The 24,142-nt window shown below is 60.9% G+C and carries 23 protein-coding genes; 7 read left to right on the forward strand and 16 right to left on the reverse strand.

The genetic code is table 11. The features are described from left to right. Window positions 1-14: 14 nt before the first annotated feature. Together ABFY71_RS15060 and ABFY71_RS15065 are read right to left on the reverse strand one after the other, a co-directional pair. Window positions 15-1,280, reverse strand: a complete 1,266-nt coding sequence (locus tag ABFY71_RS15060) for an aspartate kinase (RefSeq protein ID WP_305578916.1) — start codon at window positions 1,278-1,280, stop codon at window positions 15-17. Window positions 1,281-1,456: 176 nt separating this feature from the next. Further along, window positions 1,457-2,989, reverse strand: coding sequence for a hypothetical protein (locus tag ABFY71_RS15065; protein WP_347946809.1), 1,533 nt, complete (start codon window positions 2,987-2,989; stop codon window positions 1,457-1,459). A 568-nt stretch (window positions 2,990-3,557) separates the two neighbouring features. Between ABFY71_RS15065 and ABFY71_RS15070 the strand changes: the two genes are divergently transcribed. The 3 genes from ABFY71_RS15070 to ubiG all read left to right on the forward strand — a co-directional run bounded on the left by ABFY71_RS15070 (window position 3,558) and on the right by ubiG (window position 6,026). Then, window positions 3,558-3,992, forward strand: coding sequence for an EamA family transporter (locus ABFY71_RS15070; protein ID WP_347946810.1), 435 nt, complete (start codon window positions 3,558-3,560; stop codon window positions 3,990-3,992). Between the two features lie 274 nt (window positions 3,993-4,266). Continuing rightward, complete coding sequence (locus tag ABFY71_RS15080; RefSeq protein WP_347946811.1) at window positions 4,267-4,734, forward strand: GNAT family N-acetyltransferase; 468 nt, start codon at window positions 4,267-4,269, stop codon at window positions 4,732-4,734. A 554-nt stretch (window positions 4,735-5,288) separates the two neighbouring features. Then, window positions 5,289-6,026, forward strand: a complete 738-nt coding sequence (gene ubiG / locus ABFY71_RS15085; RefSeq protein WP_347946812.1) for a bifunctional 2-polyprenyl-6-hydroxyphenol methylase/3-demethylubiquinol 3-O-methyltransferase UbiG — start codon at window positions 5,289-5,291, stop codon at window positions 6,024-6,026. A gap of 15 nt (window positions 6,027-6,041) precedes the next feature. Here the strand turns inward: ubiG and ABFY71_RS15090 are convergent, their stop codons facing one another. Continuing rightward, the gene (locus ABFY71_RS15090; RefSeq protein WP_347946813.1) at window positions 6,042-6,425 is read right to left on the reverse strand and encodes a hypothetical protein; all 384 of its coding nucleotides are present in this window, start codon (window positions 6,423-6,425) and stop codon (window positions 6,042-6,044) included. A 245-nt stretch (window positions 6,426-6,670) separates the two neighbouring features. Between ABFY71_RS15090 and ilvD the strand changes: the two genes are divergently transcribed. Continuing rightward, on the forward strand, window positions 6,671-8,515 hold the full coding sequence (gene ilvD / locus ABFY71_RS15095; RefSeq protein WP_347946814.1) for a dihydroxy-acid dehydratase: 1,845 nt from the start codon (window positions 6,671-6,673) through the stop codon (window positions 8,513-8,515). 294 nt (window positions 8,516-8,809) lie between these two features. Here ilvD and gdhA read toward each other — a convergent pair whose 3' ends face one another. Then, the gene (gene gdhA, locus ABFY71_RS15100) at window positions 8,810-10,165 is read right to left on the reverse strand and encodes an NADP-specific glutamate dehydrogenase (protein ID WP_347946901.1); all 1,356 of its coding nucleotides are present in this window, start codon (window positions 10,163-10,165) and stop codon (window positions 8,810-8,812) included. A 400-nt stretch (window positions 10,166-10,565) separates the two neighbouring features. On the opposite strand from gdhA, the gene ABFY71_RS15105 reads away from it, so the two are divergent. After that, complete coding sequence (locus ABFY71_RS15105) at window positions 10,566-10,823, forward strand: hypothetical protein (RefSeq protein WP_347946815.1); 258 nt, start codon at window positions 10,566-10,568, stop codon at window positions 10,821-10,823. A gap of 15 nt (window positions 10,824-10,838) precedes the next feature. Here the strand turns inward: ABFY71_RS15105 and uxuA are convergent, their stop codons facing one another. The 4 genes from uxuA to ABFY71_RS15125 are packed head-to-tail and all read right to left on the reverse strand — an operon-like array spanning window position 10,839 to window position 14,886. After that, window positions 10,839-12,041 carry a mannonate dehydratase gene (gene uxuA / locus ABFY71_RS15110; RefSeq protein WP_347946816.1) on the reverse strand — a complete coding sequence of 401 codons (1,203 nt, stop codon included), beginning with the start codon at window positions 12,039-12,041 and terminating at the stop codon, window positions 10,839-10,841. A 15-nt stretch (window positions 12,042-12,056) separates the two neighbouring features. Next, window positions 12,057-13,340 (reverse strand): TRAP transporter large permease, encoded by a 1,284-nt coding sequence (locus ABFY71_RS15115; protein ID WP_305579083.1) that lies wholly within the window; start codon window positions 13,338-13,340, stop codon window positions 12,057-12,059. Between the two features lies 1 nt (window position 13,341). Next, window positions 13,342-13,854 carry a TRAP transporter small permease gene (locus ABFY71_RS15120; RefSeq protein WP_347946817.1) on the reverse strand — a complete coding sequence of 171 codons (513 nt, stop codon included), beginning with the start codon at window positions 13,852-13,854 and terminating at the stop codon, window positions 13,342-13,344. A gap of 54 nt (window positions 13,855-13,908) precedes the next feature. Then, window positions 13,909-14,886: a C4-dicarboxylate TRAP transporter substrate-binding protein gene (locus tag ABFY71_RS15125; RefSeq protein WP_347946818.1), complete on the reverse strand. Its 978-nt coding sequence runs from the start codon at window positions 14,884-14,886 to the stop codon at window positions 13,909-13,911. 69 nt (window positions 14,887-14,955) lie between these two features. On the opposite strand from ABFY71_RS15125, the gene ABFY71_RS15130 reads away from it, so the two are divergent. After that, window positions 14,956-15,660, forward strand: a complete 705-nt coding sequence (locus tag ABFY71_RS15130) for a GntR family transcriptional regulator (RefSeq protein WP_347946819.1) — start codon at window positions 14,956-14,958, stop codon at window positions 15,658-15,660. 98 nt (window positions 15,661-15,758) lie between these two features. Here ABFY71_RS15130 and ABFY71_RS15135 read toward each other — a convergent pair whose 3' ends face one another. The 4 genes from ABFY71_RS15135 to ABFY71_RS15150 are packed head-to-tail and all read right to left on the reverse strand — an operon-like array spanning window position 15,759 to window position 18,167. Beyond that, window positions 15,759-16,184, reverse strand: a complete 426-nt coding sequence (locus ABFY71_RS15135) for a DUF1178 family protein (protein WP_347946820.1) — start codon at window positions 16,182-16,184, stop codon at window positions 15,759-15,761. Between the two features lie 56 nt (window positions 16,185-16,240). Beyond that, a complete protein-coding gene (locus ABFY71_RS15140) occupies window positions 16,241-17,071 on the reverse strand; it encodes a carbon-nitrogen hydrolase family protein (protein WP_347946902.1) in 831 nt (276 codons plus the stop codon). 7 nt (window positions 17,072-17,078) lie between these two features. Beyond that, entirely contained in the window at window positions 17,079-17,333 is a 255-nt protein-coding gene (gene grxC / locus ABFY71_RS15145) for a glutaredoxin 3 (RefSeq protein WP_305579093.1), read from the reverse strand. Window positions 17,334-17,369: 36 nt separating this feature from the next. Next, the gene (locus tag ABFY71_RS15150) at window positions 17,370-18,167 is read right to left on the reverse strand and encodes a ComF family protein (RefSeq protein ID WP_347946821.1); all 798 of its coding nucleotides are present in this window, start codon (window positions 18,165-18,167) and stop codon (window positions 17,370-17,372) included. Between the two features lie 43 nt (window positions 18,168-18,210). On the opposite strand from ABFY71_RS15150, the gene ABFY71_RS15155 reads away from it, so the two are divergent. Continuing rightward, window positions 18,211-19,041, forward strand: a complete 831-nt coding sequence (locus tag ABFY71_RS15155) for a methyltransferase domain-containing protein (protein ID WP_347946822.1) — start codon at window positions 18,211-18,213, stop codon at window positions 19,039-19,041. Window positions 19,042-19,182: 141 nt separating this feature from the next. Here the strand turns inward: ABFY71_RS15155 and ABFY71_RS15160 are convergent, their stop codons facing one another. From ABFY71_RS15160 to cobS, 4 genes are all read right to left on the reverse strand, one after another. Then, the gene (locus tag ABFY71_RS15160; RefSeq protein WP_347946823.1) at window positions 19,183-19,746 is read right to left on the reverse strand and encodes a CarD family transcriptional regulator; all 564 of its coding nucleotides are present in this window, start codon (window positions 19,744-19,746) and stop codon (window positions 19,183-19,185) included. A 326-nt stretch (window positions 19,747-20,072) separates the two neighbouring features. Next, window positions 20,073-21,065: an esterase-like activity of phytase family protein gene (locus ABFY71_RS15165; protein WP_347946824.1), complete on the reverse strand. Its 993-nt coding sequence runs from the start codon at window positions 21,063-21,065 to the stop codon at window positions 20,073-20,075. Next, window positions 21,062-22,951 carry a cobaltochelatase subunit CobT gene (cobT, locus tag ABFY71_RS15170; RefSeq protein WP_347946825.1) on the reverse strand — a complete coding sequence of 630 codons (1,890 nt, stop codon included), beginning with the start codon at window positions 22,949-22,951 and terminating at the stop codon, window positions 21,062-21,064. Before cobT ends, ABFY71_RS15165 begins: the two co-directional genes overlap by 4 nt. 137 nt (window positions 22,952-23,088) lie before the next feature. Continuing rightward, window positions 23,089-24,072, reverse strand: a complete 984-nt coding sequence (gene cobS, locus ABFY71_RS15175; RefSeq protein ID WP_305579103.1) for a cobaltochelatase subunit CobS — start codon at window positions 24,070-24,072, stop codon at window positions 23,089-23,091. Window positions 24,073-24,142: the final 70 nt, after the last annotated feature.

Below are 24,142 nucleotides of genomic sequence, written 5' to 3' on the forward strand. Positions count from 1 at the left end.
CCCCTCGAGCGAGCTTATGCGTCCTTCTTGTCCAACCCGTAATAAGTATGCAGCGCCCGAACCGCAAGCTCAGCATATTGCTCATCAATCAATACTGAGGTCTTGATTTCTGATGTGGTGATCAGCTGGATGTTGATGCCCTTGTCGGCCAATGCCCTGAACATCGAGGATGCAACACCGGCATGGCTGCGCATGCCGACACCCACAACCGAGACCTTGGCGCCGCCCTTGGAACCCGATATCCGGGCATATTCAATGCGCTCGCCGGCATCCTTGAGGGTCTTGATCGCCCGGTCATATTCACTGTCGGGGACGGTGAAAGTGATATCGGTCGTCGCCCCGTCATCGGCGATGTTCTGCACGATCATATCGACGATAATGCCCTGATCGGCCAGCGTGCCAAAGATCTCGGCGGCGACACCGGGATTGTCCTTGACGTCGCGCAGGGTGATCTTGGCCTCGGCCTTGGCGAGCGTCACGCCCGAAACGATCTGCTTTTCCATGATCTCATCCTCATCGCATACCAGCGTACCGGGGACTCCGGGCGAACCATCGGGCGCCAACTGTGGCGCATCGGGGTCATCAAAACTGGACCGCACCAATAGCGGCACCTTGTAGGCCATCGCCATCTCGACCGAGCGGATCATCAGCACCTTGGCACCCAGCGATGCCATTTCCAGCATTTCCTCAAAGGAAATCTTGGTCAGCCGTTGCGCCTTGGGAACAATGCGGGGGTCCGTGGTGTAGACGCCGTCTACATCGGTATAGATATCGCAGCGATCCGCCTTGATCGCCGCTGCCACGGCAACCGCTGAGGTGTCCGAGCCGCCTCGCCCCAGCGTGGTCACCCGGCCATGCGGGGAAATGCCCTGAAACCCGGTGATCACCGGGACCCAGCCATCGTTCAGCCGCTTGTTGAGTTCGGTGGGGTCAATCTCGGTGATCCGCGCCGCGCCATGCGCGTCATCGGTATAGATGGGCACCTGCCAGCCGGAAAACGACCGCGACTGGATGCCCATTTCCGAGAGCACGATGGCCATCAGTCCGGCAGTAACCTGCTCGCCCGAGGCCACCACGGCATCATATTCGCGCGCATCATGCAGCGAACTGGCTTCATTGACCCAGCCAACCAGCTCATTGGTCTTGCCACTCATGGCCGAAACCACCACAGCAACCTGATGACCGGCATCGATCTCACGCTTTACATGGCGTGCGGCCTGCCGAATACGCTCAACAGTGGCAACCGATGTTCCACCGAACTTGACGACTATCCGGGCCAAGACCCTACCCCGTTCCTCCGGCAGAACCCGCCGGTACGCTTCTCTTGCGCGCTGCAATGCCACAAAGGCGCGGCGGGATCAACGGGAATGGCGAAAGTGAAGGGATTGGGCGAGGCGGAGAGGGGGTGGAAGGGGTGGATTGCGGACTGGCGGCTTTTGGACGAACGGAGGTAACATCAACTCGTTTCGGTTGGGATTTCTGGTAGCGAGTGCAGTTGCCGAACATAAGTTCCAAACTCTCCGAAGCCCAGGGGGTGTTCTGTTTTCTCCAACGCAGTCAGCACGCGCATGTAGTCATCCTGGACGAGAGCTCGCTCCTCGGGACCTGCATCCCTAAAAGCGTATGTTTCGAGTATCTTGAAAGGGCCGGCGGTGATGATCCGCCTGTCTCCGTCGATCACGTCTTTCAACACTGTCCGCCGGATAAGATGTCCAAACGTCCAGCCTGCTAGGTCCGCTAGCGAGTAGTGCAAAAATGACGTCACACCCAGCTTCAGCGGCGCATGCGCTTCACACTCGAATCTGACAGATGGAGCTCTGCTCTGGAAAAGATAGCCGAGGTCACTTATGTGAGCGTTGATATCTGGGAGAGAGAACGACAGGTCGGTGACTTTCCTGTCGGCAGCAATAGCCCTTATCGTCTCCGATAAGCCGTAGAGCTTGTCCCAATCCAAATTCTGGCCCGTTTGCCTATCGATAAGGATAGAGGCATCGTGCTTTCGGCCGTTTCTCCATAGCTCAACCTGCAGCGGCCCCTTCATCGACCATAGCTTCAACCGGGAATATGCGTGCCAGTGATCAAGGGGCAGAGGTTCCCCGAACCTCATCGCCATGTCCAGGCTTACCCGCTTTGGACTGAATAGGAGTTCGACCGGGGGCGCCGACACACGAATGGGTGCGTCCGGCGCGAATGGCACTGAATACATCGTTCCGGTCATGCTGAACGCCGGGTCGATAGGTGAAGAGCGGAACCGCACTTCGCAAGTGCCCTGAGGCTGGGCTGTGATATGGACGGTGCCACCCGTCTCCGAGATTTTGCGCGAATAGTCGGGTAGAGAGAAGCGTTCGGGAACGTACTCAAAGCTAGAGATTCTAAGGCCGTTTCCCATCCCGAGGAACTCCTTAAAAATCTCGTCGGTGGTGTGGTCGGTAAAGAGCATCCGCCCAGTGCCGTATCCATTTTCATGCCCAACATTAGTGTAGAAACTGCGCTTCTCGACCAGGTAGTCGTCCGACTCGTCAATGCGATCCTGCATCCATCTGATAAAGTCGTGGGTTACGATGTCGTCCTCTGAAAACGAGACCGACATGGTACGCTTGTTTAACTTGGCGCCTTCCACCTCAGCCTTTCGGATGGCTATCAAGCTGCTGGCAATGAGATGCTTCCAAAAGTGTTTGATGTAGAGTACCGGCGTTCCCTGCCGCTTCTTGATAAGGACGATGAACCAAGGGTTTGGATCCTGAGCGGACTTGAGAAGATTTGAGAGTGTGATCGGAACAGAGGCTTTGGCTCCCTGAATCGATTTCACTTGAACAAAAGCGCGCTGGCGAGGAGGCTGGCTATCCGCCGCCCCGTCGTACTCTCGCGCGGGCAGCTCCACCAAGTAGTCCCAGCCGCTCTCGTCCTCTTCCACCCCGTGGCAGAGGCCATCGTATTCCGAGACCATCGCCGCAAAATGCCTTTCAGCAAAGGGAGGCAGACGCGTCATCTTTATACAATTGCTCCGAGGGTGGCTTCGATATCGCGTATCTTACCATGTTCTGTCCCTAAATCGACCAGACTCAGGCCAAAGGCAGCTTTCGGCGGATTGCCGTGCGAGCGCGAACGACCGAAGTGGGGTCGCGAACAGCCAGCACATTGCGGGATAGTCCGTCGATCCAAGCGTCGACCCTCAGCGGCCCAAGGCCCCCTGGCCGTCATCCTCGGGCTTGACCCGAGGGTGTTACACTTGCCCGACGCCCCGTCAGGACAGAACCCTCGGGTCAAGCCCGAGGGTGACGCGCGCTGGGTTGGGGCGGGCTGATGCGCTCTGTGCAACCCCCTGGGGGCGCCGGAGCGCGCTATGCGAGGTCAACCCGGCAACTACCCGACTGCCTATAGATGACCGGGCCTGGCATAGATCGTCAAAACAATGCCGTTCGCCTCTGGTCAGCGTCGCTATACCTTATCACACAGGGAGCAGCGGAAGAGCGGACCTGGCTTGAGTTGCAGGTGAAATCCGCCCAATCATGACTGACAGACTCGGTCATCGAGCCTGGAGCCAAAGGGGTGCGACAATGAATTCTCTGCTCAATTCCTGGCAATTCTGGGCGCTGCTGTCCGCCACGTTCGCCGCTCTGACCGCCATCTTTGCCAAGATCGGCATTGAGAACGTCAATTCCGACTTTGCCACCTTCATCCGTACCATCGTTATTCTGATTGCCGCCGGCGGCATCGTCTTCGCCACCGGGCATTGGCAGGCGCCGGACACCGTGTCCGCGAAAACCTGGACCTTCCTGGTGCTCTCCGGCCTCGCTACGGGCTTTTCCTGGATCTGCTACTTCCGCGCGCTCAAATTGGGCAATGCCTCTCAGGTGGCACCCATCGACAAGTTGAGCGTGGTCCTCGTTGCAGTCTTCGCCGTGGTCTTCCTGGGCGAGAAGCTGGCGCCGCATAACTGGCTTGGTGTTGCCCTCATCGGCGGTGGCGCCATGCTGGTGGCGATGCAATGAAGCGTGCATTGGCACGCGCTGCTCTGGCGGGCAGGGCATGGGGCCTACGTAGTAGGTGGGCGCACTTGGAAATGGACTTGGCCGTAGCAAGGGCCAGCGGAGGCCGTCTGTGGACGACTGCAGACGCAGGACCCCCGCTTGCACAGTGACGCGCAGATGAAAATACCTCGGAGGATGGTGCTCGGGGGCAGCTGAGCGCTGAACACTGGCACATCTTGAATTATGACCCGTCGATCTGGAAACAATATGAGCGACCGAATGCCCGATATAGCTTTTGCGAACCTTCGAGAAAAAAACCGATCTGCTGAGCACCGTAGCGGATCGCATATGGACTGCCTGGTCGAAAGACAGGGGGCTGTCTCGTGAGCAAGTCATCCGGAACCTTGAGAGCATTATCGCATCCGAAGATGAGTTCACGCTGGTGGCGCATGCTGGGCGGGAATTTGTCGGCACTGTTTCGGTGATCGCCTCAGACATGGTCGAACGACCAGACCTAACGCCTTGGATTGCTGATGTTTGGGTAGATCCGGAATATCGTGAACATCGAATGGGGTCGGCACTCGTCAATGCGGCCGAGCGGCTTGCCGCCGAAAGAGGCGAAGATGTGCTGTATCTATGTTGTGTGCCGGAGCTTCGCCCCTTCTACAACGGCCTTGGATGGACGGAGATCGAGTCGAATGTCGGCCGGGAACAGGCGTGCATTTTTGAAAAGTCGATGCTGCAGAAAGCGTTCGTTCCGTAGTCGATGTTACACACTTTGCCACTGCCATAACGCACATTATGACTGCTTTTGGGATGCCCTCGCACTCCTCTTATGACTGAGTTGGGGTCGGTTTCTGCCGGTTGCTGGGGTCTATTCCGAGCGCCCCAGAAACTTCTGAACGCCTCCCGCAAAAATCTTATCCCCGGTGCCCATTCCGTCCCGCATAGTTGTGCCGTTCCCGCCAACACGCGGCCCCGACGCAGGGCCGGGCGGGAAGGCTGGAGACGGGGGGCCGTTTGGCCGGGCAGACAGTCGGCAACCGGGCTTGCAACACTAGTCCCGCTTGATCCGGACCCGGTGAGGAAACTCCAGATCCGTGATGGGCGGCCTTTGGCTCCCTGAGTAGTAAACTGGATCGAGCCAAAGGCCGCCCATTACCGTCGCCGCGAAAACCGCAGTCAGGCGGCGCTTTGGCCTGTCTGTGCCCTTGCGCTGCGGTCGTGCGGCGTGATCAGCCCATCCCCCTGCGACCGCGCACCGCCTTGCCTCCTGGGCGCTGGCGGGCTCATATGCCCCAACACCGGAGTCCCGCTATGACCACGACCATCAACGAAGCCGAAATCGCCAAGTTCACCGCGATGGCCGAGGAGTGGTGGGACCCCAAGGGAAAGTTCAAGCCACTGCACAAATTCAACCCCGTGCGCATGAGCTATATCCGCGAGCACCTGCTGGCCCATTTCGGCCTCGATGGCACCGCCATGCGACCCTTCGAGGGATTGAGCATTCTCGACGTCGGCTGTGGCGGCGGCCTGCTCTGCGAACCGCTGGCCCGGCTGGGAGCGACCGTCACCGGCATTGATGCTGCCGAGCGCAATATTGCCATTGCGACACTGCACGCCAAAACATCGGGGCTGGATATCGACTACCAGGCCACCACCAGCGAAGCGCTCGCCGCGCAGGGCAAGACATTCGACATGGTGCTCAACATGGAAGTGGTCGAGCATGTCGATAATGTACCGCTCTACATGAAGAGCTGCGCCGACCTGGTTAAACCAGGCGGCCTAATGCTGACGGCCACCCTCAATCGCACCGCCCGCGCCTATGCCTTTGCCATTGTTGGCGCCGAACGCATCCTGCGCTGGCTGCCGGTGGGCACCCATGACTGGAACAAGTTTCTCACCCCCGACGAAATCAAGGCGCTCCTTACCCGCAATGGGCTGACGGTCACTGCCGAAACCGGCGTGGTGTTTCATCCGCTGGCCGATGAATGGCGCCAGTCATCCGACATGGCGATCAACTACATGGTGATGGCGGAGCGGCCGGCAGCCTGAGACGGCACGAGAAAATCAGGCATCCCGTTCCGCTTCAATGTCAGCGGCCAGCTCAAAGCTCTCCGCATCAGAGAGCCCGACGCCGCTGACGTCACCGAGCGGTTCATTGTCGGTTTTAAGTGCGCGCAGTTCGCCCCAGCCCGATTGCCACTTCACGCCGTCCTGCAGCATGACGACCACTTCGGAAAATCCGTGCAAGGCCCGTGCGCCCTCGGCAGCGTCAAGCGCCGCAGCCACGTCGATAAAGTCGGTCTTGTCGGCGTCGACGTCTGCGACGGCCTCCCACCAGACGGCAGCCTTGTGGCCTGCTGCGCCATCGCTATCAATACCCACCGTGACCGATTGCGGTGTCGCAGCACCAACGGGCACCTGGCGAAAACTCCTATTGGCGTCCTTCATCGTTGCACTCCGTGTCTGTTTGCATCTGCAACGCATGGCGCGCGACTTCGATGCAGCCCGAGCCAATCCGAGCGGACTGGTGAGAGCAGTCTGGCGTTCCCGATCACTGGCCGATAGTCGTCACTACCGCCATTTCCTGTACCGTACGGTACGGTACGGTTTTTCATTGATCCAGCTTTGGAATGGGTTTAAACAGTTGCAACCGCGCTAACCCACAGAGCGCACTGACTTTCGAGGATGCCGCCATGCCTGTTTATCGTTCCCGCACCACCACCCATGGCCGCAACATGGCCGGCGCGCGTGGCCTCTGGCGCGCCACGGGCATGAAGGATGGCGATTTCGGCAAGCCCATCATCGCCGTGGTCAATTCCTTCACCCAGTTCGTGCCCGGCCATGTCCACCTCAAGGACCTCGGCCAGCTGGTTGCCCGCGAGATCGAGGCGGCCGGCGGCGTCGCCAAGGAGTTCAACACCATTGCGGTCGATGACGGCATCGCCATGGGCCATGACGGCATGTTGTATTCGCTGCCCAGCCGCGACCTAATCGCCGACTCGGTGGAATACATGGTCAACGCCCATTGCGCCGACGCCATGGTCTGCATCTCCAATTGCGACAAGATCACCCCCGGCATGCTCAATGCCGCCATGCGGATCAATATTCCGGTGGTATTTGTCTCCGGTGGCCCGATGGAAGCCGGCAAGGCCATGCTCAAGGGCAAGCTGCAGGCGCTCGATCTGGTTGACGCCATGGTGATGGCCGCCGACGACAACTATTCTGATGAGGAAGTTCAGGCCGTCGAAGAGGCCGCCTGCCCCACCTGCGGTTCCTGCTCGGGCATGTTCACCGCCAATTCGATGAACTGCCTCACCGAAGCGCTCGGCCTCAGCCTGCCCGGCAATGGCTCGACCCTGGCCACCCATTCCGATCGCAAGCACTTGTTTGAAGAAGCCGGTCGCGTCATCGTCGACATCGCCAAGCGTTGGTACGAGCAGGACGATGCCTCGGTGCTTCCCCGCTCCATCGCCACCAAGGCCGCCTTCGAAAATGCCATGACGCTCGATATCGCCATGGGCGGCTCTACCAATACCGTGCTGCATATTCTGGCAGCCGCCCACGAAGGCGGCGTCGATTTCACCATGGACGATATCGATCAGCTCAGCCGTCGTGTCCCAGTGCTCTCCAAGGTCGCGCCAGCCAAGGCCGATGTGCATATGGAAGACGTGCACCGCGCCGGCGGCATCATGGCCATTCTCGGTCAGCTCGACCGTGCCAACCTGATCAACCGCAATGAGCCGACCATCCACATGCCGACCATCGGCGATGCGATCGACAAATGGGACATCTCCCGCACCAATTCCGAGAGCGTGCGCAACTTCTTCATGGCCGCGCCAGGCGGTGTTCGCACCACCCAGGCCTTCAGCCAGTCCAACCGCTGGACCGAGCTCGATCTGGATCGCCAGAACGGCGTCATCCGCTCGGCCGATGCCGCCTATTCCAAGGATGGCGGTCTCGCTGTCCTCAAGGGCAATATCGCCCTTGATGGTTGCATCGTGAAGACTGCGGGCGTCGACGAATCCATTCTCAAATTCACCGGCCCCGCCCGGGTGTTTGAGAGCCAGGACGACACCGTCAAGGCCATCCTGTCCAATCAGATCAAGCAAGGCGACGTGCTGGTCATCCGCTATGAGGGCCCGCGCGGCGGCCCCGGCATGCAGGAAATGCTCTATCCCACGAGCTATCTGAAATCCAAGGGCATGGGCAAGGCTTGCGCCCTGCTCACCGATGGTCGCTTCTCGGGCGGCACCTCGGGCCTCTCGATCGGCCATGTTTCGCCTGAGGCGGCCGAAGGCGGCACCATTGGCCTGGTGCGTGAAGGCGACACCATCGAGATCGATATCCCCAACCGTTCCATTACCCTGCTGGTCAACGAGGCCGAACTGGCCAGGCGTCGCCAGGAACAGGACAAGCTCGGCTGGAAGCCAGCGCTGCCGCGCAAGCGCAATGTCACCCAGGCGCTGCGCGCCTACGCTGCCTTCGCCACCTCCGCTGCGCGCGGTGCGGTGCGCGATCTCGGCGACCTAGACACATGAAGCAATCGGCCCGCAGATTGCCTGCGGGCCTGACGACATTGTCGTGACACATCTCTGATCGCGTGCTAGACGCTCGCTCAGCCGAAGGCGGTCTGCCAAGATTGCCCGCTGGTTAGGTTCGATAGCGGGGATTCCACCCTCCCTATCGAACCGACCTTAACCCTACACCCCTTGATGCCGATGCGATCCAGCGGAGAAATCCGCGGGCCGAGCCATCACCTGCTGCCAGCAGGCATCTGATCTGGCCTGCTGCCCGCAATGTTCGGCGCAATCATGCGCCGAACGCGTTCAAAGCTAGATGACGCCAAGCGACCGCATGGTGTCGGCCACCCTGATGAAGCCGCCAATATTGGCACCCAGGACATAATTGCCGGGCGCGCCATATTCTTCAGCGGTATCGGCGCAGATGTCATGGATGTTGCGCATGATGCTGGCCAGCCGTGTTTCCGTCTGCTCAAACGTCCAGCTGTCGCGCGATGCATTCTGCTGCATTTCCAGCGCGGAAGTGGCGACACCGCCGGCATTGGCGGCCTTGCCGGGAGCAAACATCACGCCCGCTTCCTGGAAAATCCGCATCGCCTCGGGGGTGCATGGCATGTTGGCGCCTTCACCCACGGCAACGACGCCATTGCTCAACAGCGCGCGCGCATCCTTGCCGGTCAGTTCGTTCTGCGTTGCCGATGGCATGGCCACGTCACAGGGAACATTCCAGATCGAATCCTCGCCCACCGCAACGAAATGGGCACTCCGCCCTTCGCCCTTCAACCGGACATAGTCGGCGATGCGGCCCCGGCGCACTTCCTTGACCTCCTTCATCAATTCCAGATCGATCCCGGCCTCGTCAACGACATAGCCGGAGCTGTCAGAAACCGCGATCACCTTGCCGCCGAACGACTGCACCTTCTCGACGGTGTACACGGCGACATTGCCCGAGCCTGAGACAACGACCTTCTTGCCGTCAAAGCTCTGGTTCCTAGTCCCCAGCATTGCCTGGACGAAGTAGGTATTGCCGTAACCAGTCGCTTCCGTGCGCGCCCGTGACCCACCATAGTGCAGGCCCTTGCCGGTCAGCACGCCGGCCTCATAGCGGTTGGTCAGGCGCTTATACTGCCCGAACATATAGCCGATTTCGCGCCCGCCGACGCCGATGTCGCCTGCAGGAACGTCGGTATATTCGCCGATGTGGCGGTGCAGCTCGGTCATGAACGACTGGCAGAACCGCATGACTTCGCCGTCCGATCGGCCTTTGGGATCGAAGTCCGACCCGCCTTTACCGCCGCCGATCGGCAAACCGGTCAGCGCGTTCTTGAGCGTCTGTTCAAACCCCAGAAATTTGATAATGCTGAGATTGACCGATGGATGAAAGCGGATGCCGCCCTTGTAGGGGCCGAGCGCGGAATTGAACTGCACGCGAAATCCACGGTTGATCGTAACCTGTCCCTTGTCATCCACCCACGGCACCCGGAAGATAATCTGGCGCTCGGGCTCACAGATGCGTTCGATCAGCGCCTGATCGAGATAGTCCGGGTGTTTGGCGATCACGCTTCCCAGACACTCCATAACCTCCCGAACGGCCTGATGGAACTCAACCTCGCCCGCGTTCCTGCGGACCAGCTGGTCAAAAATGGTTACAAGCTTTTCATCGATCATGGACAAGGTAGCCTCGCGGTTCATACTCGCGCCGGGCCAGAAGCCGATCGGCGTGGAATTGGTCAGATGGAGATGCAAAATCATCGGATGTGGGTCCCTTAGCAGGGATGGGTGAAAATGTGCGAGCCGGACAACGGCGTATTTGCGTATTTTCTTCCCCAATGGCGGTTTTTGGCACCGATGTGGCTACAGACACCCACCAGGGCGGCTGCAAGAGCCGCTTTTGCCAACCCGGCGATCTGTCCCAGGCCGAGATCTGCTTGCCTCACACATGACCGGGATTGCCTGAGGGGAACAAATGGCGCTCCCGGCCATTTTGCTAGCAGGCCACTCTTGCTGCCGCTCTCCAATCCCACGCAATTTCGCCGGGTTGGCCCGGCGATCTTGATCAGGATAGAAAATGACCGATGACAGTGAAGTCCCCTCTGGCGCTGATCTTGAAGTAATCAAGATAGCCGTCAATTCGCTCTACCTCAGCTTGGGGTTCCTGCTGAAATATATAGAAGAAACTAGTGACAAGGACGTCGCCATAGCGGCGCGCAATGCCCTTCTTGAGAACCTCAAAAATGGCAACATCGATTTCGCCATTATGGAAGATCGGAAAACCTACGATTTCGTCGTGTCCGTGGTTGAGCGACTCGAAATACCGGAAACTTGAAGGCCAGGGCTATTGCTATTGCTGTCGCTCCAGCGCAGCAAATACTCCTCGCAGCTCCGCCAGCCCCTTCAAACGCCCGATCGTGGGGTAGCCCGGCTGCGCTGAACGGTTGAGATCATCGAGAATGTCCTGGCCGTGATCGGGTCGCATTGGGATGGAAGCGTCGCTGCGGCCTTGAGCCTTGCGGGAGCGCTCCTCCGCGACAATCTCGGCAATCAGGGCGACCATATCGACATCGCCATTGAGATGCTCAGCTTCAAAGAAGGAGCCGAACTGGGCCGCCGTCTCGCGTTTCACATTGCGCAAGTGGATAAAATGCACCTTGCTCCCCAACCGTCGCATCATGCCGGGCAAGTCGTTGTCGGAGCGTGCGCCGAGCGAACCCGAGCATAGCGTCATCCCATTGGCCGGACTGTCTACCGCTGCAAGAATGGTCTGATAGTCGGCCTCGGTCGACATGATGCGCGGCAATCCCAGCAAGGCAAATGGTGGGTCGTCCGGATGACAGCAGAGCCGCACGCCAAGCTGTTCGGCAACCGGCACGATCTCGCTGAGGAAATCCACAAAGTGCTGCCGCAACCGGTCCGGCGTGATGCCGTCATAAGCGATGAGGTGCGCCCGCATCTCATCAAGCGTCAGTCCAGCCGTGGCGCCCGGCAGGCCCATCGTTACATTTCGCCCGATCGCCAGACGCTGTGCCTCGCTCATGGCCCCAAAGCGCTGCGCCGCCATCGCCACCACGGACTCGGGGAAATCCTCGACCGCGCCCGGCCGCGCCAGGATATGAATGTCGAAAGCCGCAAAATCATTGATATCGAACCGCATGCAGGTCGCCCCTGACGGCAGGCGGTGGCGCAGATCGGTGCGGCTCCAATCCAGCACCGGCATGAAATTGTAGCAAACCACCTCAATGCCGGCGGCGGCAATGTTCTGCAACGACGTCTTGTAGTTGGCGATGTGCTCGCGCCAGGCACCTTCCTGCTGCTTGATGGCCTCGGAGACCGGCAGGCTTTCCACCACCTCCCACGCCAGACCGGAGGGTGTGCCGTCGCGGCGCGTTGCGACTTGCTGCTGCCGCAGGGCGATTTCCTGGGGTGTCCACACTGCACCATAGGGGACATGGTGCAGGGCCGTAACGACGCCCTCCGCGCCGGTCTGCACGACGTCATCGATGGTGGTCAGGTCCGGCGGGCCAAACCAGCGCCATGTCTGTCTCATGGGGTATCCTTCAATCTAGCCGCCAAAGGCAAGGTTGGGCAGCCACAACACCACGCCGGGCAGAAACAGCAGGGCGATAATCAGCGCCAACACGGTTGCGATGAAGGGCAGAGCCTCGATCGTGTACTCCTCGATCTTGACGTTCATCAGCGAGCACACCGCGAACATGGCGACCCCGACCGGCGGGGTCATGCCCCCAAGCGTGACAATTGACATCATCAGGATGCCAAAATGCACGGGGTCGATACCAGCAGCGGTGACAACGGGCACAAAGATGGGTGTCAGCAGCAGCACCAGCACGGTGCTTTCGACAAAGAAACCGGCAATCAGGAGGAAGAACAGCACCATCAGGATGATGAGATTGGGCTCACTGATGCCGGTGAGCATCCAGCTTGAAATGCCCTGCGGCACCTGCAGGTAGATTATGGCGAAGCCAACCATGCCCGACATCAGAATAATGATCATGATCAGGCCGATATCGGCCACGGCATGGGAAATGGCGCGCTTGAACTTCTCAAAGCTCAGTTCCTGATGCAGAACCGTGCCCACGACCACCGCGTAAACCACGGCGAAGGCGCCCACTTCCGACGGCGTGAACACGCCGCCGCGAATGGTCACCAGCAGGGCTACGGGAAACAGCAAGGCCCATTTCGCCCCCCACGCCGCACTGCCCAGCGCCTTCAGAGTCGGCCTTTTGGCTTCGGCCACCACATAGCCGCGGCGCTTGGCGATCAAATAGGTCGTCAGCATCAGGCCGACCATCATCAGCAACCCTGGAATGACACCCGCCAGAAACAGCCGCCCAATCGAGACATTGCCGACATAGCCATAAAGGATGAGCCCGATCGAGGGTGGGATGGTGGCGGTGATCAGCGAGCCGACGGCAATCACGGCCGCTGAAAAGCCCTTGCTGTAACCCCTGGCAATCATGGATGGCCCCAGAATGCGGGCCTCCATCGCGGCATCGGCCACCGCTGATCCTGAAACGCCGCCCATCAGGGTCGACAGAACGATAGCAATCTGACCCAGCCCGCCGGCCATCCAGCCCACCGAGATATGGGCGAATTTGAACAGACGGTCGGTAATGCCGCTCTCATTCATCAGGTGACCGGAAAAGACGAAGAACGGCACTGCCAGCAATGGAAAACTCTGGCTCATCGTGGCAATTTTCTGCACCGCGATAGAGATCGGCATCGACTGCTCGGTCATGAAGAACGTGAAGCCGGATATGCCGATGGCGAACGCCACTGGCGCGCCGAGAAACATCAGCACAAAAAACAGTATCGAAATCAGGGCCATGTTATATTTCCGTAATGCTGGCTTCAGCGGCAGAGCGCGAGTACACCAGCGATTGCCCGTCGCGGCGCTGCGTCCAGGCCCGCCACATATTGTAGATCAGGGCGATCCCCAGCATCACGCAGCCGACCGGCACCGCAGCCGTCACCCAGCCATAGCTCAGCCCGCTGTCGCCGAACCGCCGCTCCTGATTCATCAATGTCAGCCGCGTCCCCTCGCTGGTCAGAAAGCCAAAAAATACCAGGATCACCACTGACATCGCCATTTCCAGCCAGAACCGGGCCCGGCGCGGCAAGTAGCGAACCACCAGATCGATCCCGATATGGGCTTTGTCCCGCATGGCACGGGTGGCGCCAATCATGCAGAGCCAGATGAACAGCAACTGGGCCATATCCACTGACCAGATCAGGGGGTGGCCGAAAAACCGCATGACAGCGGCGCCAAACACGAGACAGCAAATGATGAGCAGCAGCAGGGCAGCGACCAGAAATTCAAACTGCGTGAGGCGCTTTAACATATCAAATATCCTGGCCCCGGGACCGATGTCCCGGGGCCTTGAGAGGTTTCAGGACTATTGAGCGGCGATAGCCTGAACGGTATCGCGCAATTCGCCATAGCCAAGCTTGTCGTAAACGCCCGCCGTTGCCTTGCGGAACACGTCGACATCGACCTCTTCAACCGTCATGCCGGCTGCCTTGAGCTCCTCTTCAATCTGCGCCAGCGAGTCCCGCGTGCCATAGGAGCCGACGTCGCCAGCCTTGAGCGCTTCCTCACGCAACACGACCTGCAGCTCGGCCGGGAGCCCGTCAAACCATTCTCCGCTGGTCACCATGCCGGTGATCAGGTTGATATGGGCGGTCTTGGTCAGGTGATCGGTGACCTCGAACAGCTTGGAGCCCTGACCGGCGGGAAGCTGAGCTTCTACCGCGTCGATCACGTGCTGCTGCAGCGCCGAATAGACATCGGCGAAAGGCATCGGCGTGGCAACAGCCCCCATTGCGGCTACCGTCTCCATCCAGACCGGCGCCCCGGGCGTGCGCATGCGCAGGCCGGCAAGGTCGTCGGGCGTAGCAATGCTCTTTCTTGTCCAGAGCTGGCGCTCGCCTTGCCACCAGTTGAAGCTGAGAACCTGAAGCTGGGCTTCGTCCTGCAGCTTGCCGACCCAACCTTCAAACAGATCCGAGGTGACGACCTTGCGAATGCCATCATAGCCATTGGCCAGATAGGGCGCACCGAGCACGCCGAACTCGTTGACATAGGTGGCCAGGCGCCCGCCATCGACGATCACGGCAACCGGCGCGCCAGCACGCGCTTGCTCAAGCACGTCCTCATCAGGGCCGAGCTGGGAATTGGGAAACAGCTTGATTTCAATCTTGCCGTCGCTCGCCGCTGCCACGCCATCGCGGAAGCTCTCCAGACCCTTGTAGAGAGGATCAGACGTCGCCAGCGCCGTGTTGACGCTCAACGTGTGGTCTGCTGCAAAAACCGGTATGCCGGATGCAATTACGAATCCGGCAACAAATAGTGCGCTTGTCAGGGTATGTTTCATGGGTTCCTCCTGCGGCCGTTCCTCAACCGCTTGCTAGTAGGCTAGTATGGTAGTATTGCAGGTGTCAATATGAGCACAGATTTTCTTAGTACCCTGGCCGATGATGACCTCCAGATCCGGGCAGCAACGGCCGGAAACCGGGCCTTTAACGCCTTGCGCCAGGCAATCGTCCAACTGCAATTGCGGCCGGGAAGTCCGCTGTCCGAGGTCGAAGTGGCCCGCCAGTTGGGCGTCTCGCGACAGCCGGTGCGCGAAGCGTTCATCAAACTGGCCGAGGTCGGGCTGGTCGAAATTCGACCGCAGCGCGGCACGTTTGTTAAACTGATCTCGCTGGCGGAGGTCGAGAACGCGCGCTTTCTGCGTGAGGCCATAGAAATTGCCATCGTGCATCAGGCCGCCAGGCAGGCAACGCCGGCCGATGTTCAGAAGCTGCGATCAATCATTGCCGAACAGGCCGCGCTTGATGAAGCCGACAATCTGAACTTTCTGCGACTTGACGAGGCCTTCCACCAGACCATTGCTGGTCTGGCGAACCGGGAACACGCCTGGCGGGTTCTGGAGAATCTGAGAGCTCAGATGGATCGCGTCCGCTTCCTGTCTCTACCCGACGCAACGCCCCTTGACGTCATCGTGGACCAGCACCGACGCATCGTCGATGCAATTGAGGCGGGCGATGCGAGTTTGGCTGATGAGGCGATGCGGGTACATTTGCATGAAGTATTGAACGCAGTGCCCAAGCTGGCCAAGAAGTTCCCGGATCTGTTCTGTTCCTGATGATTAGTGGGGTCGCGCGCCATCCAGTGGCGTCGGACGCCTGGAACGGTGCACAGATCGAGCGTGGGGCTCAGCGGCGGACCCGGCGTCGATCGGGTCTAGTTGTGCTCTTCGGGCAGGTCGGGCAGCGGCAGGAACTCGATACCATCCTCGGCCAACCCGACGACCTCATCACGCGTCGCCTCGCCATAGATACCGCGCGCCTCAACCTCTTCAAAATGGATCTTGCGCGCCTCTTCGGCAAACTTGTTGCCAACATAGTCGGCCTCGCTGGTAACCTTGTGCCGATAGGCCCGCAACAATTCGCGGATCTTGGCCGCGTCCGGATGCCCTGCACTGACGGCCACCTTGTCCCCAGCAGGGCGGGTCAGGGCTGGGGCCATCAGCGCCTTCTCAACCGCTCCGTCACCACACACCACACAGGTGACGAGGCCTCGGCGCTGCTGGTCATCAAACGCCGCAGCGTTGCCGAACCAGGCGTCGAACTGGTGGCCGTTTGAACATTGCAGGGCATACTGGATCACGATCAGATTTCTCTCGGGCCCGATGGCCCACTGTCTCGACTATAGAAGGCGCACGCCTAGAGCGGCAATGCTTGGGGTCCGGCAAACGGACGCGTATTGGCCAGAGCTGGAATGCGGGCACGGGCATCAGCGACCTGATCGGCGGCGATGTCCGCCACGAGAATGCCGGGGGCATCGTGGTCGAGTTCGGCCACTATGCGCCCCCAGGGGTCGATAATGAGGGAATGCCCATAGGTCTCCCGGCCATTGGCATGCTGACCGCCCTGCGCCGCCGCTATCACATAGGATCCAGTCTCGATCGCCCGAGCGCGGAGCAGCACGTGCCAATGGGCCTGACCGGTCGGTACCGTGAACGCGGCCGGCACGGCCATCAGACCGGCCCCAGCCTGGGCCAAGGCATGAAACAGCTGAGGAAAGCGCATGTCGTAGCAGATCGCCATGCCCAGGATAAATTCATCCACCGGCGCCGTCACCGCTATCTCGCCGCCGCGATAGGTGTCGCTTTCCCGATAGGCATTGAGCCCGGCGATCGTGGCGTCAAACAGATGGATCTTGTCATAGGTGGCAATGGTCGCCCCATCAGGTCCGAACAGCACCGAGCGGTTGGCGAAACGCCCGTCTTCCACCGGCACCGCCAGCGAGCCGACATGGACATACATGCCATGCTGCGCGGCCAGTTCACCGACGCGTTGCAATTGCGGATCGGCGTCAAACGGCGCCGCCACCTCGGCCAGCCCGGCGCGGTTTTCCGCAAAGGCCATCGTCACCTCAGGCGTCAGCACATAGCGCGCGCCCGCCGCCGCCGCCTCGGCCAGCAATGGCTCCAGCGCGGCGAGATTGACCTTGGGGTCGGGCCCAGAACGCATCTGGATGGCGGCAATTTTCATCGGCAAACTAGCGCTTCAGCAGCGGATCAAGACCACCCCGACGGTCGAGTGCGGCCATGTCGTCATAGCCGCCAATATGGGCGCTATCGATAAAGATCTGCGGCACGGTACGACGACCATTGGCGCGCTGCGTCATGCTTTCACGCTGCGCCGGATCGAGCACCGTGATCTCGGTGAAATCGACGCCCTTGTCCGCCAGCAGTGCCTTGGCGGCGTGGCAATAGGGGCAGGTGGGCGTGGTATAGACTTCGATGGTAGCCAATTGAAATTTCTCCCAGAAATACGGGTGTTTGCTCTCTTATATGGGCAAGTCGGCACCAATAACAACGCGGGCGAATGTCACGACGTCGACAACTGCCGCGCCGGACTTGAGCAAAGCGCGCGTTGCGGCCTTGGTCGTGGCGCCGGTGGTGTAGACATCGTCGACCAGTACCACCCGCCGGCCCGCTAGCCGGATCATCGCCTCGGGCGGGACGGCGAATGCTCCGGCAACATTGCGCTGCCGGCCGTCACCACTGAGCCCAACCTGTTGCCTGGTCTTGCGGATCCGCTGCACCAGGCTCGCATCAACCGCCAGCCCCGTGAACTGCCCCAGCAGCACGGCCAGTTCGCCGGATTGGTTGTATCGCCGCGCCCGTTGCCGTGCCCGATGCAGCGGCACCGGCACCAAAACCGGCTGGTCTGCCCATAATTCATGGCCGGCGCCGGCCATCAGCCGTGCGCAGAACCGCGCCAACTCGGGTCTATCGCCATATTTGAGCCGCGACACGATCGTGCCGGCCACATCATTGTAGATCACCGCCGCCCGCGCCCGACCGAATGGGGGCGGATCGGCCAATGCCTCGGCGGACAGCGACTCGCCACCCAGCGACACCGCAAACGGCAGCCCCAGGCGCGGACACAGCGGCGCGGTGATCGGCCGCAATTGGGCAAAGCAGAGTGGGCACAACGTGTCGGGTGTCGCCGTCGGCGCATCGCAATTGAGGCAAACCGGGGGATACACCAGATCGAGCAAGCCATGACCCAGCAACCGCGCCCCGACAGCAAGGCGGCGGCGCCATCCCTCGCTTTTGACAAGCCCGTCAGCGCTCTGCATAACGCCACCATAGTGCCACGTCAGCAAACGGCCGCAAGTCATCATGAGCCAGCCACCGCGTATTTTCGATACCCCGCTCATCAGCCAGCATCTGGCGCGCCGCACTGAGCTCGGCAATTTTGTCACCGATCTGGTGCTGGCCGACCTCGAGGATCGCCTCGCCGCCCTGATCCGTGACTTTCCCCGCGCCGCCATCATCGGCCCCGATATCGATAAACTGCCTTCCTTTGGCCAGGCCGCCAGTGCCCGGTTTGCCTTCGAGCGTTACGCCGCCTTTGCTGGTGAGGATGATGTGCCGGCGCTGACGGGCGATGACTACAATCTGATCGTCTCCATCCTGCACCTGCAGGCCGTCAATGATGTCCCGGGCTATCTCGCTCGCCTGCGCGCCCGGCTGGCGCCCGATGGTCTGCTGCTGGTTGCCACCCTGGGTGGCGACACACTGACCGAACTGCGCGAAGCTTTTTTGGCCGCAGATGCAATGGTGTATGGCGGCGCATCGGCCCGCATTGCCCCCATGCTGCAGGTGCGCGACGGCGGCGCCTTGCTGCAGCGTGCCGGGCTGGCGCTGCCGGTGGCTGACGTCGAGACCCATATCGTACGCTACCCCACCCCCCTGGCGCTGATGGCCGAAATCAAGGCGCTCGGCGCTGCCAACCCGCTGCTCGACCGCCCCCGCCGCATGGCCTCACCGGCGCTGTTGGCCGCAGCAGCACAGGCCTATGCAGAGCGCGATTCCGATCCCGATGGGCGGATCCGGGCGACGCTGGAAATCGTCTGGCTCTCCGGCTGGGCCCCCCATGATAGCCAGCAGAAGCCACTCAAACCCGGCAGCGCCACGACGCGGCTGGGCGATGTTCTGGGCCAGGTTTAGCAACCGCACGGCATAGGATCCGACACCGCACTTCCGGCCAACATGCCCGCATTCGTACGGTCAGCTCCGCGCCATTTCCGGACAGCAAAAAGGCCGGTGTCTCCACCGGCCTTCTCAAGTCTGTTGCGAAGCGCTGCCCGTTCAGGCGGCAGCTTCCTCGTCAGTTTCGGCCGCAGCGTCCTTGGTCCGCTTGGGCGACTTGGCAAGGTTCTTTTCGATCAACTGCACGGCTTCGGTCAGCGTCAACTTGTTGACGACACCGATTTCGCGGCTCATGCGGTCCATGGCCTGCTCGAACAGCTGGCGTTCCGAATAGGACTGCTCAGGCTGTTCTTCGGAGCGGAACAGATCGCGCACGACTTCAGAGATGGCGATCAGATCGCCCGAATTGATCTTGGCTTCGTATTCCTGGGCGCGACGCGACCACATGGTGCGCTTGACGCGGGCCCGACCGGTAACCGTGGTCAGGGCATGGGTGACCAGATCTTCATCGGCCAGTTTGCGCATGCCGACGGACTTGATCTTGGCAACGGGAACGCGCAAAGTCAGCTTGTCCTGCTCAAAGCTGATGACGAACAACTCAAGCACCAGACCGGCGACTTCCTGCTCCTCAATGGAGACAATGACGCCGACGCCATGCGCCGGATAGACGACATATTCGCCCGTCTTGAACCCAAGCCGCTGCTGTGACTTCTTGACTACCATATTCATGGAACTCCTTGTTGACACCCCAAATGGACAGTTCCTTGCGGACAGGACCGTCCATTGCTACTTGTTGGCGCTCTAACGGAACGCCGCGCGCAGGCAAACCCCAAGCGCGCCAGGTCCGCTTTTCCCCGGAGCGCATGCATCCTACGATGTTGTCAAAAAAATCGCGCCTGACGGCACGGGCTGGGTGACGGGCTGAACTGCATCTGGTCGGACCATAGCACAAAAATTCAGCAAAATCAAAAACTACGAATCAGTGACCCATCCGCCACCGTCGCGACGGCGGCTGCGTGCGACCGTGCTGCGGCCAAATGCCGCCCCGCTCAGTTCGGCAGGGCAAATTCGAGCAGCAGGCTGCGCTGCCAGTCGTTGAAATTATTGTCCGAGCCGATCAGTATCCGCACCTCGCCATCCGGCGCGGTGTGCACGGCCAGCGCTTCCATATTGTCGATTTCGCTGCCATTGGCCGCCAGCAGCAACTCCCCGGCCATCACCGCCCCCGGACGGACATCGGCCGCCGCCACCCGCCGCAAGGTCATCGCAAAGCTCAGCATCGAGACGCCCCGTTCAAGCACCAGCAAATCGCCATTGGGCAGGAAGGCGCAGGCAGTGGGATAGACCACGGGGTCCTTCTGGTAGCTGATCGGCCCCTTGTCAGCCTGTCCCAGCAGCCAGCCGCTGTGATGGCCGGCACCATCGTCGTGATCTTCAGTCAGCAGCAGGGTCGATCCGGCAATTGGCGAGGCTGGCGGCGCCACGCAAACCGATTCCAGCGACGCATTGGTACGTAGATCGGTCAGCCATTGGGGAATGCTGACCTCGCGCGCCGGCCCCCCCGGGACCCCCTCGATCAGGTCGAAATCGGCCACCCGCGTCAGATGCTCAAACACCACCCGTACGGCGACCGGTTCGCCATTGCGATAGATCGTATCAATGCCCTCGGCGTCCTTGGCATATTGGCGCGGTAGCGGATCGCCCTGGGAGTTCTGCATCGGCTCCACTGTCACCCCGATCAGCCCGAACAGTCGCCCGGATTCATCATAGGCCAGTTGTCCGGCAACGAAACTGCCTCGGTCGGTCACGAAACTGACCTGCTGATTCGACCCGGTCGACGTCAGCCCCGACAAGCCGCCAAACGTGTCGTCCTGCGCCACCAGCGCCAGGCCACCGCGGAAGATCAGCTGGCCAAATGTCCCATCCAGCACCGTCTCGCCAAAACTGCTGATCTGCGTGGCGCGAACCGCCACTTCGGCGGCGGTCAGCGGTGGGGTTCCCGCCAGCAGGGCCAGTGCCAGGCTGACGTGGAGGGCCCTCATCGCCGGCCGCGCCGACGCGTTTGGGCGGGCAATTGCTCATCGAACAGCGCCGCCAGCTCATCGGTCAGCGCCCCGGCCAGTTCCTCGGCATCCAGCAGCGTCACGGCGCGGCGATAATAGCGCGTCACGTCATGGCCAATGCCCACTGCCACCAATTGGATGGGCGAGCGGGTCTCGATATCCTCAATGACCTGACGCAGATGGGCTTCCAGATAATTGCCCGCATTGACCGACTGCGTGCTGTCATCGACCGGCGCGCCATCGGAGATCACCATCATGATGCGACGGGATTCGGGACGGGCCATCAGGCGTTTGCGCGCCCATTCGAGCGCCTCGCCATCGATGTTTTCCTTCAGCAGCCCCTCGCGCATCATCAGCCCGAGATTGCGCCGTGCATGGCGCCATGGCTCGTCAGCGGCCTTGTAGATGATGTGGCGCACATCATTGACGCGCCCCGGATTGGCTGGCCGGCCCGCTTCGAGCCAGGCTTCGCGGCTCTTGCCGCCCTTCCAGGCGCGCGTGGTGAAGCCGAGAATTTCAACCTTGACGCCGCAGCGCTCCAGCGTGCGCGCGAGAATGTCGCCGCAGATCGCAGCGATGGTGATCGGCCGGCCTCGCATCGAACCCGAATTATCGATCAGCAGCGTCACCACGGTATCGCGGAAATCGGTGTCGTTCTCGACCTTGAAGCTGAGCGCCTGCATCGGATCGGTGACCACGCGCGTCAGCCGTGCCGTATCGAGCAGGCCCTCTTCAAGGTCGAACTGCCAGCTGCGATTCTGCTTGGCCATCAGCCGCCGCTGCAGCTTGTTGGCCAGCCGCGCCACCGCGCCCGCCAGGCTTTCCAGCTGCTTGTCGAGCAGGGCCCGCAACTGATCGAGCTCATCGGGCGGGCACAGCTCAGACGCCTTGACGATCTCGTCGAATTTGGTGGTGAACACCTTGTAATTGAACTGATTGGAAAGCTCGGTGCCGCCATCCTTGCCCGGGGGCGGCATCGGCGCATCTTCACCGGCATCGGCACTGGCGTCTTCATCACTATCGGCCATGTCCGAATCCATGCCGTCGACATCGCCAGCTTCCTCGCTGTCGCCGGCCTGCTCGTCCTGCTCGCTGTCCTGGCTGTCGTTCTCGCCTTCGCCCTGTTCAGGGGCCTGGTCCGAATTTTCGCCCTGATCGGGCTGCTGATCATCGCCCTCGTTCTCGTCGCCGTCCTCAGGGTCGTTCAACTCGCTCTCGGGCACCAGATTGAGATCGCGCAGCAGCATCTTGGCCACCTTGGAGAACTCATCCTGGTTTTCGTAGCGGGTCAGCAGATCTTCCAGTGACTTGCCACCCTTTTCCTCGATCTCCTTGCGCCACAGATCGACCAGCGCATGGCCCGAGGGCGGCACCGGCACACCGGCCAGTTTTTCCCGCAGCAGCAGTCCCAGGGCCTCGGCAATCGGCGCGTCGCCCTTGTCGTCGACCTCGGCGAAATTGGCGCGGAACAGCCGGTCTTCCAGCATCTCGCTGATATTGCCGACCATGCCGGGCATCCGCACGCAGCCCAGCGCCTCGACGCGGGCCTGCTCCAGCGCATCGAACGCGGCGCGGGCAGTAGGGTCCATCGGCGCGCGCTTGCGGTGCGCCTCCGGATCATGGCTGGCCAGCCGCATCGCCATGGCGTCGCCCTGCCCGCGGGCAATGGCGATATCGCGCCGGGTCGGCAGCCGGGGCAAATTGGCCAGCCGCGCCTTGTCGCTGGTCAGCAAGGGGCGGTCGGATGTGAAGGTCACCTCCAGATCGGGCTTGGCGCCAATGGCGCGCACCGTTGCCCCCATGGCCGATTTGAACAGCTGGGTCTGGTCAGGCTTGTTGGCTTTGTTGCGCGGTGGTTGTGCCATGATATCCCGGAAGGGCCGCTCGCCCATCGTGCCACGACCCCGTGGTTCGACAGGCTCACCATGAGGTCTACTAAAAAGTCGCAGAATTCATAGTAGACCGCGCCCTGAGCCTGTCGAAGGGCGCGGTCGTGGCTAGATCAGGCGGTTACCGCCAGATTGGCCGAAGATTCGGGCAGGTCTTCGCCGAACACGCGCTGATAGAACTCGGCCACTACGGGGCGTTCAAGTTCATCGCACTTGTTGAGGAAGGTCAGGCGGAAGGCAAAGCCGACATCGCCGCCGAAGATCTGGGCATTCTCGGCCCAGGTGATCACGGTGCGCGGGCTCATCACGGTGGACAGATCCCCATTGATGAACGCCGAGCGCGTCAGATCGGCCAGCCGCACCATGTTGGAGACCAGCTTTTTGCCTTTTTCGGTCTCGGCATAGGATTTGTTCTTGGCCAGCACGATGCCGACTTCCTTGTCGTGCGGCAGATAGTTCAGCGTGGTGACCAGGCTCCAGCGGTCCATCTGACCCTGGTTGATCTGCTGGGTGCCGTGATAGAGGCCCGACGTATCGCCCAGACCAATGGTATTGGTGGTCGAGAACAGCCGGAACGCCGGATGCGGCACGATCACGCGATTCTGGTCGAGCAGGGTCAGCCGACCGGCCACTTCGAGCACGCGCTGGATCACGAACATCACATCGGGACGACCCGCGTCATATTCGTCAAACACCAGCGCCACATTGTTCTGCACCGCCCAGGGCAGGATGCCGTCACGGAATTCGGTGATCTGCTTGCCATCCTTGAGCACGATGGCATCCTTGCCCACCAGATCGATGCGCGACACGTGACTGTCCAGATTGACGCGCACCAGCGGCCATTTCAGCCGCGCCGCGACCTGCTCGATATGGGTGGATTTACCCGTGCCGTGATAGCCCTGCACCATGACACGGCGGTTGAAGGCAAAGCCGGCCAGAATTGCCAGTGTCGTGTTGCGATCGAACAGATAGTCCGGATCGATCGGCGGCACATGGCTGTCGGCAACCTTGTAACCCATCACCTTCATGTCGGTATCAATGCCGAACAGCTCCCGAGCCGAATATTCGGTGTCGGGCAGATTGGTGTAGTCAGTCATGGCAAAGCTCTTGGCGAAAAATCAAAGCAGGAGGGCAGAAAACTCGGGCGCTCTATAGCAGCATTGTGGC

The organism is Devosia alba (genome assembly GCF_039938915.1).
GTDB lineage: Bacteria > Pseudomonadota > Alphaproteobacteria > Rhizobiales > Devosiaceae > Devosia > Devosia alba.

Bases quoted from the DNA above. Each gene is read 5' to 3' on its own strand.
- ABFY71_RS15065 (WP_347946809.1), bottom strand. From the start codon at position 2,989: ATGACGCGTCTGCCTCCCTTTGCTGAAAGGCATTTTGCGGCGATGGTC.
- ABFY71_RS15070 (WP_347946810.1), top strand. From the start codon at position 3,558: ATGAATTCTCTGCTCAATTCCTGGCAATTCTGGGCGCTGCTGTCCGCC.
- ubiG (WP_347946812.1), top strand. From the start codon at position 5,289: ATGACCACGACCATCAACGAAGCCGAAATCGCCAAGTTCACCGCGATG.
- ABFY71_RS15090 (WP_347946813.1), bottom strand. From the start codon at position 6,425: ATGAAGGACGCCAATAGGAGTTTTCGCCAGGTGCCCGTTGGTGCTGCG.
- ilvD (WP_347946814.1), top strand. From the start codon at position 6,671: ATGCCTGTTTATCGTTCCCGCACCACCACCCATGGCCGCAACATGGCC.
- gdhA (WP_347946901.1), bottom strand. From the start codon at position 10,165: ATGATCGATGAAAAGCTTGTAACCATTTTTGACCAGCTGGTCCGCAGG.
- ABFY71_RS15105 (WP_347946815.1), top strand. From the start codon at position 10,566: ATGACCGATGACAGTGAAGTCCCCTCTGGCGCTGATCTTGAAGTAATC.
- uxuA (WP_347946816.1), bottom strand. From the start codon at position 12,041: ATGAGACAGACATGGCGCTGGTTTGGCCCGCCGGACCTGACCACCATC.
- ABFY71_RS15115 (WP_305579083.1), bottom strand. From the start codon at position 13,340: ATGGCCCTGATTTCGATACTGTTTTTTGTGCTGATGTTTCTCGGCGCG.
- ABFY71_RS15120 (WP_347946817.1), bottom strand. From the start codon at position 13,854: ATGTTAAAGCGCCTCACGCAGTTTGAATTTCTGGTCGCTGCCCTGCTG.
- ABFY71_RS15125 (WP_347946818.1), bottom strand. From the start codon at position 14,886: ATGAAACATACCCTGACAAGCGCACTATTTGTTGCCGGATTCGTAATT.
- ABFY71_RS15130 (WP_347946819.1), top strand. From the start codon at position 14,956: ATGAGCACAGATTTTCTTAGTACCCTGGCCGATGATGACCTCCAGATC.
- ABFY71_RS15140 (WP_347946902.1), bottom strand. From the start codon at position 17,071: ATGAAAATTGCCGCCATCCAGATGCGTTCTGGGCCCGACCCCAAGGTC.
- ABFY71_RS15150 (WP_347946821.1), bottom strand. From the start codon at position 18,167: ATGCAGAGCGCTGACGGGCTTGTCAAAAGCGAGGGATGGCGCCGCCGC.
- ABFY71_RS15155 (WP_347946822.1), top strand. From the start codon at position 18,211: ATGAGCCAGCCACCGCGTATTTTCGATACCCCGCTCATCAGCCAGCAT.
- ABFY71_RS15160 (WP_347946823.1), bottom strand. From the start codon at position 19,746: ATGGTAGTCAAGAAGTCACAGCAGCGGCTTGGGTTCAAGACGGGCGAA.
- ABFY71_RS15165 (WP_347946824.1), bottom strand. From the start codon at position 21,065: ATGAGGGCCCTCCACGTCAGCCTGGCACTGGCCCTGCTGGCGGGAACC.
- cobT (WP_347946825.1), bottom strand. From the start codon at position 22,951: ATGGCACAACCACCGCGCAACAAAGCCAACAAGCCTGACCAGACCCAG.
- cobS (WP_305579103.1), bottom strand. From the start codon at position 24,072: ATGACTGACTACACCAATCTGCCCGACACCGAATATTCGGCTCGGGAG.